This window comes from Bacillales bacterium (assembly GCA_035700025.1).
Classification (GTDB): Bacteria; Bacillota; Bacilli; order Bacillales; family DASSOY01; genus DASSOY01.
In genome coordinates this window covers 1-14,518 of record DASSOY010000090.1, presented here as the reverse complement: position 1 = coordinate 14,518, position 14,518 = coordinate 1, and the positions used below count along the sequence as shown (strand labels likewise).

The window sequence follows — 14,518 nt, the reverse complement described above, 5'->3', positions numbered from 1 at the left end:
GATTTATTCAAAGGCAACGGGTGTGCGGGACTTAGTCATGCCGAAAACGATGAACGATTTGTTCAAAATGACGAACCTCCAGCGTAAAAAACAACCTCGCTCCCTTTCGAAACATAGAAATGGACGTTCGACAACGTCTTTTCGTTACAAAAAAAACCGCACGGAGGCGGTTATTTATCGGTTCCTTCAGGCGGTCAAAAAGCTTTCGAATTTCTTGACCGGCAGCGGCCGGCTGTAGAAGTAGCCTTGTACGCAGCGACACCCGAATTGTTTCAATACATTCAATTGATCTTCCGTCTCGACCCCTTCGGCTACTGCCGTCACGGACAAGCCTTCGCACATCGTCAAGATCGCTTTCACGATCGCTCGATCCTGCGTCTTGTCGTTCAGGCTGCGGACGAACGACTGGTCAATTTTTAAAATATCAACGGAAAACTCTTTCAAATAACTGAGCGAAGCATAGCCGGTTCCGAAATCGTCGATTGACACTTTCACGCCGAGTTTTTTCAACGCTTGCAAGTGCTGGACGCTAGAGCGAATATCGCGCAAGGTCGTACTTTCCGTCAGTTCTAAGTGTAAACAATGCGCGGGAAGTCCCGTCTTCGCCAACACCGCTTGAACATCTGCCGGAAATCCTGACCGTTCGAACTGTCGGGCGGAAACGTTCACGCTCACGGCGAAATCGTTATAACCGTCATCGTGCCACTTTTTTGTTTGCTTACATGCCGTTTCCATTACCCAGCTGCCAATTTCGTCGATGAGTCCCGTTTCTTCGGCCAGCGGAATGAACACGTTCGGAGGTACTTGTCCGAATGTCGGATGATTCCAGCGAATCAATGCTTCGCATCCGGTGATTTTCTCCTTCGTCACACACATCAACGGTTGATAGAACAAGGTGAACTCGTTTTTTTCCAAAGCTTTTCGCAAATCGTTCTCCAATTGCAGCCGGTTGGTGAAATAATGCTGCATTTCTTCTTTGTAAAAGCTGACGCATGCTTGCCCTTTCTGTTTCGCGTGCGCCAAAGCGGTATCCGCATGTTTCAACAGATCTTTCGCGTCTTTCGTGTCGTCCGGATAAAGGCTCACACCGATGCTGATTGACAAATAAAACTCTCGCTGCCCGTATTCGACCGGTCGTTCGAACGCATCCGTCAACGTCCGCAGGGTATCGGTAATTTGCTTGGTATCCTCGACTTTACGAAGCAACACGACAAACTCATCCCCATTAAAGCGGGAAAGGATATGTTCGCGTCCGATGGCGGTTTTCATTCGTTTAACCGCCCGTTTTAACACTTCGTCACCATCGTGATGACCGACGCTGTCATTGATCAACTTAAAGCGGTCGAAATCGACGAACAATACCGCTAGTTTCGAGTTTGTGCCGTCCGCCAGCTTCATCTCGCTCTCCAACGTTTTTTGCAGCAACGTTCGGTTCGGCAAACCCGTAAGTGAATCGTGATAAGCGAGGCGAATGATTTTGTCCTGTGCTTCTTTTTGCTTCGTCATGTTTTGCGCGATGCCGTACACCCCGACGACCGCCCCATTGACGAAAATTGGAACGTTCGTCACTTCAAACAGCTCGTAACTGCCGAATTTATTTTTAAAATAAATCGAAAAGTGCTGCGACTCTCCTTTCAATGTTTTCCGGAACCGTTGGATCACGCTCTCTTTTTGATCGTCGGCTACGTAATTGACGGCGGGGGTGTTGCGAATTTCTTTTGGCAAATATCCGGTTTCTTTAATGAGGGCGGGATTGACGCTCTGAATGACGCCTTGCCGATCCATCGAATAGATCAAATTCGGATGGTGCTCGAACAATGACCGGTAACGTTGTTCCGATTCCTGCAAGTGCAATTGAAGCGTCGACAGTTCTAATGTTAGATCTTGAACCGACGTCTCTTCGAAAGCCGTGATGAACAACATCGGCTTTTTTCCATATTGGCGGCGTTCGTGATCTCCCTCGGTCCCGAGATAAATCCGTGCATGAGGGACGATGCTTTTGATGAGAGCGGATACATCTTCGAAGGACGGTTGCTCCGTTTGCACAACGTAAACTTTTACAAGCAAATGACATGCGCCTTCCAGAGCATTGTTTTGAAAAAATATTCGCAGGGAATCCGGATCCTCATAGGTATACAAGTATGTTTGCAAGATTGACACCCCTTTAAGTTACGCATTGAATACAGCGACCGTTAGCGCGTTGATTTTGGCCCCGCATGAACATACGGAAAGTTATTTTTTTTCAGTCAATGAATGTGAGACTGCCTTCGTGACAGTCGTAAGATCCGTTAACCGCCGATGACGCCGTAACCGAAATAAAACACGAGAACGAGGTCGACGATAAACGCTGCCGAAAGCCAGCCGGTCCGTTCGCGGTCGCGGGCTTTGCCTGTAATCAATTCCATCAGCACGATCAATAAGATGCCGAGCGCCCCTTTGATCAACGTCGCACTTGCAAAATTGTACGATACGACGAGGCCGATGCCTGTGAGAAGTGTAAGGACGAAAAAGACGCGCAAGATCATATGGATGATCTTCTGCGGTTTCGGTGCTTTGCCCGATTTCGCAAGAATGAAAACAACGACGAATAAAAGCAATGTGATCGTCCATGAATAAATATGAACTTGCAGTTGCATGCAGAAACCTCCCAAAAAATTGATGTACCAATCTCCATAATACCATGGTCGACAAAAGACGCCAATGTTTTTTCGAAAAATCGACGCCGGCCGCCAGAAAGTTGTTTGAAAGAAGGTACCCATTCACGCTGCGTATTGTTATAATGGCGTCAGGGGATATTACTGATCAGTGGGGTGATTGAATGACGAAAACGGAAGATTTGATTCAACTAGACGATACTTACGGCGCTCGCAATTACAATCCTCTTGACGTCGTCGTCTCTAAAGCGGAAGGCGTATGGGTGGAAGACCCGGAAGGCCGTAAATATATGGACATGCTCAGCGCATATTCCGCCGTGAACCAGGGACACCGCCACCCGAAAATCATCGGCGCTTTGAAAGAGCAGGCCGACCGCCTGACGTTAACTTCAAGAGCGTTCCGAAACGATCAATTGGGACCTTTTTATAAAAAAGTAGCCGACCTTACGGGGAAAAACATGGTGCTTCCGATGAACACCGGGGCGGAAGCCGTGGAAACGGCATTGAAAGCGGCAAGACGTTGGGGATACGAGAAAAAAGGAATTCCGGAAAACAAAGCGGAAATAATCGCTTGCGTCGGCAATTTCCACGGGCGGACATTGGCCGCCGTTTCACTTTCTTCGGATCCGGAAAACAAACGCGGATTCGGTCCGCTGCTGCCGGGAATCAAAGTGATTCCTTACGGCGACGTTGAAGCGTTGAAAGCGGCGATTACGCCGAATACGGCGGCGTTTTTGTTCGAGCCGATCCAAGGCGAAGCGGGAATCATCATCCCGCCCGAAGGCTATTTACGCGAAACGTACGAAGTATGCAAACAAGAAAACGTCCTTTACATCGCCGATGAAATTCAGGCGGGACTCGGCCGTACCGGCAAAAATTTCGCCTGCGACTGGGAAGCTGTCGTTCCCGACGTATACATTCTCGGCAAAGCGCTCGGAGGCGGCGTCATGCCGGTCTCATGCGTTGCCGCGAATGAAGACGTGCTCGGCGTATTCGATCCGGGTTCACACGGTTCAACGTTCGGGGGCAATCCGCTCGCCTGCGCGGTAGCGGTGGCGTCCTTGCAAGTCATTGAAGAAGAAAACTTGGCTGAACGATCGCGCGAACTCGGCGACTATTTGTTGCAAAAACTGCGGGAGATTGAAAATCCGGCCATTAAAGAAATTCGCGGACGCGGATTGTTTATCGGCGTCGAACTTCATGAACCGGCCCGTTCGTATTGCCAACAATTAAAGGAACTCGGCCTGCTTTGTAAAGAGACGCACGAGAACGTCATCCGTTTCGCTCCCCCGCTCGTGATCGAGAAAGACGACCTCGACTGGGCGATCGAAAAAATCGAGCAAGTGTTGTCCATCTCCGTTTCTTAAATCTCAAAAAAAGGTCCCAAAAGCTCGGCTTTTGGGACCTTTTTTATAGAAGCGGACAGGAACACCATTGAAACGAAATGGGGTAATCCGCTCTTTTTATTCCAACGTACGGTTCATTTCGTCGACGGAAAACGGCTCGTCTGGTTCGGGACGCTCGTTGAGATTACGGATGCCGTCCCCGCCGCACACAGAGCACGGATATTGCCATTCTTCATCGTCCGCCTGCAATCCAGATCCGTCGCAAGCCGGGCAAATTTGTTCGTCGCGTGCCAATTCGATCTCACCTCACAAAGTGATGGATACTACTAGTATTCATCACTTTGTGTCGTTTCATGTAAAATTATAAGCCAAGCGAAATGTATTTCGTTTCGAGATAAGCTTCGATGCCTTCATGCCCGCCTTCGCGCCCGATCCCGCTTTCTTTCATGCCGCCGAACGGCGCCTGGGCTGCTGAAGGCGCACCGTGATTCCACCCGATGATGCCGTAGTCGAGCGCTTCGGCGATTTTCGTTCCGCGCGTAACACTTTCCGTGAAGAAATAGCCGGCGAGTCCGAAACGGGTTGCGTTCGCAAGTCCAACGGCCTCTTCGGCGGTTTCCACTTTTTGCACCGGGATAACCGGACCGAACGTTTCTTCATTCATGCAAAGCATGTCATCGCTAACGTTCTTCAAAACCGTCGGCGCGAAGAAATACCCGCCGTTCTTTTCTTCTCCTTTCCCGCCGCATACAACTTCCGCACCTTTGTCAACCGCGTCGTTCACGTGTTTCTGCACTTTCTCGAAACCTTCCTTATTAATGAGCGGCCCGATGTCGATACCTTCGTCCAGGCCGTTTCCGACTTTCAGCTTTTTCACTTGTTCCGTGAGTTGTTCGACAAATTTGTCGTACACGCCGGCTTCGACGTAAAAACGATTGGACGCGATACACGTTTGTCCAGCATTGCGGAACTTCGAAGCCATCGCGGCCGCAACTGTCTTGTCAAGGTCGGCGTCGTTGAGTACGATGAACGGCGCCTGTCCGCCGAGCTCGAACGAGACGTTTTTTATATGCTCGGCGCTTTGTTTCATTAGCAGGCTGCCGACTTCTGTCGAACCGGTAAACGTCAATTTGCGGACTTTCTCACTGTTTTTGATCGTTTCACTAAACGCTTCGTCCGGCGTCACGATCGTATTGACGACACCTGCCGGAAAGCCCGCCCGCTCGCAATATTCCATCAGTTTCAATGCCGTCAACGGGGTTTCCAACGGGGGTTTGACAAGAAAAGTGCAACCCGCGGCAAGCGCCGGCGCCATTTTTCTCGTGATCATCGCCGCCGGAAAATTCCACGGAGTAATCGCGGCAACCACGCCGACCGGTTGGCGAATGACTTGAATCCGCTGGTTCTTCGCTTTCCCCGGAATCGTTTTGCCGTAGATGCGGCGCGCTTCTTCAGCGAACCACTTGATGAACGAGGCCGCATACTGCACTTCCGCGCGCGATTCCTTCATCGGTTTGCCGTTCTCGAGCGTCATGATCGTCGCCAATTCATCCTCGTTTTCGATCATTAAATCGAACAACGCTTCCAAATAGCCGGCCCTCTCCTCGGCCGTAAGTTCTCGCCACGACGGCAACGCTTCATACGCTGCGTCGATCGCCTCGGCGACGTCTCGTTCCGTTCCTTTCGGAACAGAACCGATCACTTCGCCGTTTGCGGGATTGACTACGTCGTAGTTTTCGTCCGCGCCTACCCAATCTCCGCGAATATAATTAAGCAAATCCATACGTTCCAAAGCCAAGCCCTCCTTCATCATTCTATTCTTTTTGTTCCCGTAACGGACACGTCGATAAACCCTCAAATGGCAACGGATTCCGCCGCAACTGCCAACTCCCGTTTTATGTACGAGAAACCGTATTTGTCAACGTCCCAATTCCACTGACAGTAACCTCGACAACGTCCCCGTCTTGAAGCGGTTTCGGCGGATTCAACCCTTTGCCGACGCCGGCAGGCGTTCCGGTGGCGATGATGTCACCCGCTTCAAGTGTCATTCCGGCAGAAATTACGGAAAGCAATGTCGGAATGTCAAAAATCATCAAACGCGTATCGGCGGATTGCCTCACTTCTCCGTTTACCTTCGTTTCGATGTGAAGATCGTGCGGATCCCCGACTTCCTCTTTACATACAATCCACGGGCCCAACGGACAACTGCCGTCAAGACTTTTGCCGAGTAAGTATTGTTTATGCCGCTGCTGGATGTCGCGCGCACTAAGATCATTAATAATCGTATAACCGAAAATATGGTCGTACGCGTTTTCTTTCGCGATTCCACGTCCGGTCTTTCCGATGACAACCGCCAATTCCCCTTCGTAATCAAGAAAATCCGTCACCTGATTGTGAAGCGGCACCGGACTGTTTGGATTGGAAACGGTTGTCGGCGGCTTCGAAAACACGATCGGATGCTGCGGCAGCTCTTCGTCTTTGTTTAACTCTTTCGCGTGGTCGGCGTAGTTTTTTCCGACACAAAAAACGTTTTTGCGCGGTCTCGGAATCGGTGCCGCCAACCGAACGGCTTTTCGCTCATAAAAAAAAGACTGATCCTGATGATCCCTCGCCCATTCGACAACATTACGCACGTTGTCGAGCACCGTTTCCCCGCCTTCCATCCACATCAATAGTTCGCCGGGAACGGTCACGTCACCGATCATTTGCCGTTCCGCTTGCTGTACGTCGAGAATACGGCCGTCTTCGTCGAGGACACCCGGTCTCAACGTTTCCGTTTCCCCCGCGGAAAAGGTGACAAACTTCATCGCGTTCAACTCCTTTTTTTTCTCTATTCTCTCACAATGGCTGCAAAAAAAGAAGAAGACGCGATCGCCTTCCCCCTCATTTAAATTCCCCATATAACTTTTTCGTATTCCGAACCGTTGTTTCTCTCATTTCATGCATCGCACATCCCCGTAACGCGGCCATGAATTCGAGCGCGTCCTTCAAAAACAGCGGCGTCGTCATCTTCCCTTCAAACGACCCTTGAAACGGCCACGGACCATCGGTTTCGACAAGCAGCAAATGTTCTGGAACCGAGACGGCGAGTTTCTGGTCTCTTTTCCGGTAGCATACTTCAGGTGTGAGCGATAGGAAATATCCACTGTCGCAAATCGTTTTCAGATGCTTCGGATCCGCTTTCAACCAATGGAAATGCGCCTGGTTCACCTTAGCCTTTTCCAACCTTTCGAGCGCTAACCCGACTTTATCGTGTACCGCGTGCAAGGCAACAGGCAGGTCCGCTCGCTTCGCGAGCTTCAGAAAATCTTCCAACAAATCGAGCGCGGCCCCTAAACGTTTTTCTTCACCGGCTTCGAGGGAATAATGCGGGATGCCGATTTCCCCGACGGCAGCGATGGAGTCACGCTCGCAAGAAACGAGGGCGAACAACTCGTTCCGATCTGCTTCATTTGGAACCGGCTGCTCGGGATGATGGCCGACCGCCGCATATACAAAATCGGGATAACGTTGTTTCAATTCAAGCGTTCGGTAAGAGGATGCAAGATCATAGGAGACCGCAACAACGGCTTCGACACCGGATTGACGCCACGTTTCGACGAGACGGTCGAGTTGTTCCGGAGGATATTGATCCAAGTGAAGATGCGCGTCGATCAAACAATCACCACATTTCTCAGCGGATTAATCAAGCAGAAGCGGCAGTCGTTCCAAATAACCGATCCATTTGCCGGCGGCCATCGTCCAACCGCCGATAATCAACAGAAAAAACACGTTCAGCAACACAAGCTTCCAAACAATCGAGGCGGTCGAATACGAAGAAGCGCCGCGATATGCCCAATATTGGACGTACACTTTCCAAATCGTAAAAATCGACAGCCCGCCGAAAAAGGCGTTGATGAAAATCGAATCGGTAAAGAGTTGTGTCACCGCCCCGAGGCTCAAATAATAACCACGAACGAACGGGAACAACGCGGCCATGATTCCGGCAATAAAAGCGCCGATCAAAGCGATCGTCTGTAAATATAATTCGACGATGAACAACTGCTTATAACCGATTTCTTTGAAAAAAATTAAAAAAATGAACGCCATCACTGCAAGAACAGCGAACGGCTGCAGCAACCCCGCTGCCGCACTTACGGCCACCGTAAACACATCGAAAATAAGTTCGCGAAACGGCCAATGTTGCGGCAGAAATGACGTCACCGGCATATCGAAATAAAAACGGCTCACATAGGCCGATGTGCCGGCAATCATTGCGCTTAATAACGACAATCCGACAAGACGCGGCACAACCCCCGCCATCTCACCACACTCGGTAAATCGGCAAAACGCTTTTCGCGGTAGAAAAATCGCCTGCAGCACCTGAACTTTTTGGACTTCTGCCGTTCTCTCCTGCACGTAGTCATCCCTCCTTTTTCATTTCCGTTTGCCAATCGGTGACAGTCATTCCGTCCCGCAAAGAGCGAAAAGGATCAACAACGATCGTATCGCCGATGGAAAGTCCTTTACGAATCTCAGTCATTTCGCCTTTCTCCATGCCGGAAACTACACGGCGGAGCTCGAGCCTCCCATGATCGATGCGATAAACGTACGTATGTTGCTTCTTATGTATGAGCGCTTGCTTTGGCACCACCGGAACATTTTCGTGGTTCGCGAGCGTGATTTCTACCTTCACGTGATACCCTTGATGAAGCCTTGAAACCGGTTGACTAAAACGCACCTTGAACGGATAGGACGACTGTCCGGATTTCGTCTGTTCACGCACCTTTGCCGGAAAACGAGCGACCTCGGCAACCTTTCCTTGCCAGTCGCCGTCTTTGACAGCTGCCGACGTAATGGTTGCCGGTTGCCCGAATTTTACGAGCGCGGCTTGCTGCTCCGGCAATTCTCCCGTGACGATTCGTTGATGGGATCCAAGGATTAATAGCGGTTTAGCTTTTGAGGAAGGATGCTCGTTCACGTGAATAACCGTTCCTGAAAAAGGGCTTTTCACTTCAAGGGCATCGCGCTGTTGTTTCAGCGCTTCCATTTGATTCGAAAAACCGTCAAGCTCGAGTCGATCTAAGCGGTTTTCAAATGCGAGCTGCTCGATTTCATTCTCATAGGTCCGAATCATCGGTTTCGCCTCGAGGCTGGCCATCTGTTCGCGAAGCCAAACGATCCGCTCGTTGCGGTGATTGATTTGCAACTTCTTTTTCTTTTGTTCAGTTTGCAAAGCGCGGATTTGTCGTTCCAATCCCGAGCCGTCATAGCGAAGGAGCGTTTCGCCTTCTTCGACGGTATCCCCTTGACGCACAAGCACTTTCGGCCGACTGTTCTTTGATGGATCGAGATAAAAGTTCGCCGACCGTTCCGGCCGTACGATACCCTCGGCAATCAATGTCTTTGTCATTGTTTGCCCCTCAACTTTAGCCGTGGCCAGCCATTCCGCAGAAACGGCGGATCGGTTCTGATCATGATACCAACTTGCCATCACGGTTGTCGAGACGAACAATACCACGCCGAGCCACCAGGCAAGAAGAGGCCAAACCGTTCCCTTATCCTGCTCGAGACGCAACATTCTCCCTCCTTTTTCTGCTGACAAAAAAGTTAAATATTCCCTTCGATTGTCATTACTATATCACAAGCCGTGTCGTTTTCGAATGGGTTTTCCGGAAATTTTTTCAGCCATAAAAAAATCCCCGGTAGGGCAACCGAGGATCTTTTCCCTTATTATGATTGACTTTGGACCGCTTCGCGGCTTTGACGTTTCGACTCCATCATCGCCTGTTCGCGCATCGCTTTTTTCCGCTTCGCGCTCCAAATCGTTTGAACGGCGATCAACACCAGCAAGACGATTTGAGCGAGCAACGTTTGCCATGTCGGATACACGCCGAGCCAATCGATCGTCGGGAAACCGGCGATCGAATCAGCCGGAACTTGATCGACGACTTGCAACGCGTGGATGCTTTCGCCGGTAAACTTGAGCGCCAAATAGTAGATCAAAACGGTGATGCCGAGAAACAGGCCGCCGATCGGCAATTTCACACTAAACTTGATGATCGCGAACCCGAACACGAACAAGATTAAGACCGCAGTCGCCATGCCGGTAAGCAATTGTGTCGTCGAAATGTCGGAAACGATGCCGAGATAGAAGATAATCGTTTCCGCCCCTTCTCTTACGACGGTAAGGAAGGATACGAAAGCAAGCGACCATAAGCTTCCGCGCGCCAAAGCAGTGCCGACTTTTTCGTTGATAAACTTGTTCCACGAGACGATGTTCGATTTGTTGTGCAGCCAGCTGCCGACGGTAAACATTACGACGACCGCAGCCAAACCGGTAATCCCTTCAAGCAATTCTCTTTCTTTGCCGGCAACGGCAGCAGTCAAAATGGACGTTAAGCCGAACGCGAGCCCGACACTGACGAGCACGCCGGCACCAGCGCCTCCCCAAATCCATTTCCGTTTGTCGGCGTTGTTCGTTTTCTTCAAAAAGCTGAGCAATGCCGCTAAAATCAAGATGATTTCAAGACCTTCGCGCAATAAAATAATCGCGGCGTCCCAAAACGAATAGCTCGTTTGCTCGGCAAGCGGAGCAAGCTGGCTTTTCATCGCCGAGACAACCGATTCCGCTTTCTCGAACTGAGCCGGATCGCTCGCCAACAGGCCGAGCGCTTTCGTCATCCGCGTCTCCGTATCCGTATAAGCTTCCGCGGACCGTGCTTGCACTTGCCCTTCAATCGTCGGCCAAACTTGAATGAATTTCGTCATGTACTCCCGGGCTTCGGCCGCATTTTTATTCTCAATGGCCGTTTCAACCCGATTTAACAATTGGACCAATGTCGCAATGGATTGATCCCCTTCGGGTGCGGATTCGGTTTCCGCCCCTTCGGCATATTCTTCAATCGATGCAATTAAGGCTTCCGCGGCCTGTTCGACTTTTTCCGCACTCGGATTTTCGCTGTTCAACTGTGCAGCCAACAAGCTCATGTTCGTCTCAATTTCTTCGTACGCTTCGTGGTCGGCCTCGCGAATGCCGTCCTCGACGCCTTCCCAGCCTTCATGAAACGCTTCATATTCCGCTCGCGCTTCGTCCCAATTTCCCGCTTCCGCATATTCGCCGACTTCGTCCAACTCATGCGTTAAGCTGAGCAGCGCTTGCGCTCCCGGACGTGCTTTCGTTCCTTCGTCCGCATAAGCGTTGATCGCTTCTTTCAATTCATGCACAGCCGTTTCCACTTGTTCGCCGTCACGGGAATCACCGTACAATCCCGCTTTCAAAAGACTCATCTTCGTCTCGATTTGTTCGTAAGCCTCGTGATCCGCTGCGCGTATGTCGGCTTCGACCGTTTCCCAACCTTCATGAAACGCTTCGTATTCCTCAACGGCCTCGTCCCACTTGCCGCTCTCCGCGTATTCAGCGACTTCGTCCAATTCATGTGTCAAACCAAGCAACACCGCCGCTCCCGGACGGTCGCCCTCAGCTGCATTTCCGCCGTTCGTATACGACGTAACGGCCGCTTCCAATGCGGCAACCGCTTCTTCCACTTGTTCGGCATCCGGCTGATCAACGTTCACGGCAGCAACCGCTTGCACATAGGCCGATTCAATCGCTTCATACGCTTCGGCCGAATCTTCCTTAATGTCTGCCTCTACCTCTTCCCACTGCTCATGAAAAGCTTCGAGATCTTGTTTCACTGCTTGAAATTCATGCTCGTCTGCATGATGTTCCGCCTTCTCGGCAAGCTCTGCCAACCCGTCTGCATCAGCCGCATGAGCCGGTGATACGTAAACCATTAAAAACAATCCGATAATCCCGAGTTTCAAAAAAAGTCGCAATGCTTTCTCCCCCTGCATCGTATTCAAACATTCTCATTGAGAATGATTATTACTGATAACGATTCTCATTATAGGCGAATGGAGAAACAGTGTCAAACGAAATCCAAAAAAAAAAATAGACCAACCGCGTAAAGCGCGATGGTCTTGTCATAAAATCTTCAAATGTGTGCGGCTTCCTTCGCCCGAAGGTTCCGGCGGTTCAACAAGCAACTGTACCGGAAGACGGCTTTTCAATTCGGGGACATGACTGATCACTCCGACAGAAAAACGTTCAAACCGAAGTTTTTCCAGCGCTGTCACAACCGTATCAAGCAGTTCTTGATCAAGCGTGCCGAACCCTTCATCGAGAAAGAAAAACTCAAGCGGGTACCGGCCGCGCAACTGAATTTGCGCCGACAACGAAAGCGCAAGCGCAAGCGATGTCAAAAACGTCTCGCCGCCGGACAATGTCGTCACCGGCCGGCGCACGCCGCCGTTGGCGTCGTCCCGCATGATGAAGCCGCCGGACGAATCGACTTCGATGCCATACCGCTGCCGCGTTAAGGCTCCAAGCCTTTCCGAAGCCTCGCGGCTCACATTCATCAGCTGCTCTTCCGCAACGAATTCTACGAATCCGTTGCCGCGGAATACCGTGCGCAGCTGATTTAATTTTTCAAGCATCGCTTCCGTTTCTTTGCGTTCCGCATCGAGACGTGCAAACGTCTCGTGCTTCGCTTGCAAATCATCGAGCTTCTGCTTCGCATTGCCGCGCGCTTCACGCGCCTCCCCTTGTTCCGCTTTCGCTTTTTCAAACGCTTCGCGCGCCGCCTGCCACTGCGCTTCATCCATTTCACGCCCTGCGAGCTTTTCTTCATACTGGCGCGCCTCGTGTTCGAGCCTTTTTTTCTCATCATAAAATTGCTCGATGCTTCGTTCCCATTCCGTTTGCACGGCCGCTTCGGCTTTCGCCTCTTTTACGTCCTCTGAAGTTGCGAAAGCACTTTCACTTAAATACTTCATCCATTGCTGCTCGGTATCATGCGCCTGCTTTTTAGCGTCGATTAACGCATCTTTTGCCGAAGACGCCTGTTTTTGCGCCTCAACATAGCCGTTTTCGGCCGATTTCCGCTGTTCTTCATGCGTTCTCTCGTCTTCGGCAAGCTGCCTCAGCGTTTTCTCGACGTCTTTCAGAAGCTCGCTTGCCGTCTTGTCGCCGACGATTTCCTTCAGCTGCGCTCGCGACGTTTTCAGCGTGCGCTCGAGCTCAGCCACCCGATGGTCAGCTTTCGTTTTTTCAAGTTCTGTTTGATGACGATCGGTTTTTACCTTTTCGATCGTCTGCGATTTCGCCTCGATTTGCGGCACGCTTTTTTCAATTCTTTGCTGCAGAGACGACTCTCGTTTTTCGTTTTCCGACATCTGTTGTTCTTTCTCAGCAATCGTCTCCAATGACCATTCCGAGTAAGTCTCTTGCCAATGAGATTCCTGAGTTTTCATCCGTGATTGCAAGTCTTGCATTTTTTTATCAGCCGTTTGCCATTCTTGCTTTTTCGAATCGAGCATCGATTGCTTTTGCGTCACGCTCTCCTTCAATGCGGTCATGTTTCTGAGTTCAGTCGACCGGCTTTTTTCCCAATGCCCGAACGTTTCCTTTAAACGCTGCAACTGCTTATTAAGCTCGGAAATCTCAAGATATTCCTCGTTTTGAGCAACCTCAGCGGTCGCAGCCGTCAACGTTTCGTATTGCTTGTCGTCCAGCCATTCGGCAATTCTGCCTGCGATTTGTTCAATTCTTACTTTCAACGAGCCAACATCCATCGACCGTCCGGTCTCGATCTGCTTGCGAATTCTTTCAAGCTCGCTGCGATCCATTTCCATTTCCGATTCTGCCGCCAATGCCGGATGCTCCGTCGCCCCGCAAACCGGGCACGGTTCACCGTCATGCAAATGCTGCGCCAGCTCCCCGGCCAGCTGCCGCTCACGTTGCTGATCCCATGCCTCAAGCGCTTCGGCTTCCTGTTTCCGCAGCACGGCCATCGCCAGCTCGCGAAGTTTATCAATCTCGCACACTTCGTTATAGCGTTCAAGCACATACTCATACGCTTGGCGAAACTGTTCCAGCCGCTTCTCATGCTCCTGCGCGAGTTTTTCGGCTTCCTTTTGAAGCGTTTCAACCGCTTGACGCTTCTCGTCCCGCTCTTTTTCCGCTTCCTTCACCGCTTCACGCTGCGAAGCAACCGCCCGCGCCGCTTCCGCGGCTTTCCGAATGCGCGTCTTCTCTTCATACGGCATCCGAATCGCCTCAAACTCACGCTTCAAAACCTTTTGCGCCTCGAGCCAGCGCGCCAATTCACGTTCCTCAGCCTCAATCGCTTTCGTTTGCTTTTGCCACACACTTTCCGCTTCGCTCGCCTTCTCGCGCTCACGAGCGAGCTCCTTTTCCACCCCGCCAATCTCTTCCTCTTGGCGCAGCGCCTGCTTCAGCTGCTCTTTGCGTCCGAACAGCCGCGGCTCGTGCTCCGCCCGCGCCGTCTTCGCCCGCGCATGCGCTTCCTCCGCGCGCGCAAACCGCGCTTTCGCTTCCGCTAACGCCCGCTCCGCTTCGCCCACGCGCGCTTCGCACGCGTTCAGCCGCTCCGCCGCGCGCTCCGCTTCCGCCAAATACGGCGCAAGCTTGTCCGCCTCCCGCGCTTCGCGCAGCCGGCGTTCCAGCCGCGCCGT

Annotated in this window: 11 protein-coding genes; 1 reads left to right on the top strand and 10 read right to left on the bottom strand. The window is 51.4% G+C overall.

The annotated features are described in order from the left end of the window. Window positions 1-186: 186 nt before the first annotated feature. Both VFK44_15010 and VFK44_15005 read right to left on the bottom strand, forming a co-directional pair. On the bottom strand, window positions 187-2,151 hold the full coding sequence (locus tag VFK44_15010) for an EAL domain-containing protein (GenBank protein ID HET7629681.1): 1,965 nt from the start codon (window positions 2,149-2,151) through the stop codon (window positions 187-189). A 137-nt stretch (window positions 2,152-2,288) separates the two neighbouring features. Then, window positions 2,289-2,636: a DUF1516 family protein gene (locus VFK44_15005; protein HET7629680.1), complete on the bottom strand. Its 348-nt coding sequence runs from the start codon at window positions 2,634-2,636 to the stop codon at window positions 2,289-2,291. Window positions 2,637-2,818: 182 nt separating this feature from the next. On the opposite strand from VFK44_15005, the gene VFK44_15000 reads away from it, so the two are divergent. Next, the gene (locus VFK44_15000; protein HET7629679.1) at window positions 2,819-4,021 is read left to right on the top strand and encodes an ornithine--oxo-acid transaminase; all 1,203 of its coding nucleotides are present in this window, start codon (window positions 2,819-2,821) and stop codon (window positions 4,019-4,021) included. Between the two features lie 96 nt (window positions 4,022-4,117). Here the strand turns inward: VFK44_15000 and VFK44_14995 are convergent, their stop codons facing one another. From VFK44_14995 to VFK44_14960, 8 genes are all read right to left on the bottom strand, one after another. After that, window positions 4,118-4,294, bottom strand: coding sequence for a hypothetical protein (locus tag VFK44_14995; GenBank protein ID HET7629678.1), 177 nt, complete (start codon window positions 4,292-4,294; stop codon window positions 4,118-4,120). A 67-nt stretch (window positions 4,295-4,361) separates the two neighbouring features. Then, window positions 4,362-5,783 carry an NAD-dependent succinate-semialdehyde dehydrogenase gene (locus VFK44_14990; GenBank protein HET7629677.1) on the bottom strand — a complete coding sequence of 474 codons (1,422 nt, stop codon included), beginning with the start codon at window positions 5,781-5,783 and terminating at the stop codon, window positions 4,362-4,364. A gap of 112 nt (window positions 5,784-5,895) precedes the next feature. Beyond that, entirely contained in the window at window positions 5,896-6,807 is a 912-nt protein-coding gene (locus VFK44_14985) for a fumarylacetoacetate hydrolase family protein (GenBank protein ID HET7629676.1), read from the bottom strand. Between the two features lie 76 nt (window positions 6,808-6,883). Next, window positions 6,884-7,657 (bottom strand): TatD family hydrolase, encoded by a 774-nt coding sequence (locus tag VFK44_14980; GenBank protein ID HET7629675.1) that lies wholly within the window; start codon window positions 7,655-7,657, stop codon window positions 6,884-6,886. A gap of 24 nt (window positions 7,658-7,681) precedes the next feature. Next, the gene (locus tag VFK44_14975; protein ID HET7629674.1) at window positions 7,682-8,398 is read right to left on the bottom strand and encodes a hypothetical protein; all 717 of its coding nucleotides are present in this window, start codon (window positions 8,396-8,398) and stop codon (window positions 7,682-7,684) included. 4 nt (window positions 8,399-8,402) lie between these two features. Beyond that, window positions 8,403-9,557 carry an efflux RND transporter periplasmic adaptor subunit gene (locus tag VFK44_14970; protein ID HET7629673.1) on the bottom strand — a complete coding sequence of 385 codons (1,155 nt, stop codon included), beginning with the start codon at window positions 9,555-9,557 and terminating at the stop codon, window positions 8,403-8,405. Window positions 9,558-9,712: 155 nt separating this feature from the next. Then, window positions 9,713-11,818 carry an FTR1 family protein gene (locus VFK44_14965; GenBank protein HET7629672.1) on the bottom strand — a complete coding sequence of 702 codons (2,106 nt, stop codon included), beginning with the start codon at window positions 11,816-11,818 and terminating at the stop codon, window positions 9,713-9,715. Window positions 11,819-11,965: 147 nt separating this feature from the next. Next, window positions 11,966-14,518, bottom strand: a 2,553-nt coding sequence (locus tag VFK44_14960; GenBank protein HET7629671.1) for an SbcC/MukB-like Walker B domain-containing protein, incomplete at its 5' end; no start/stop codon positions are given.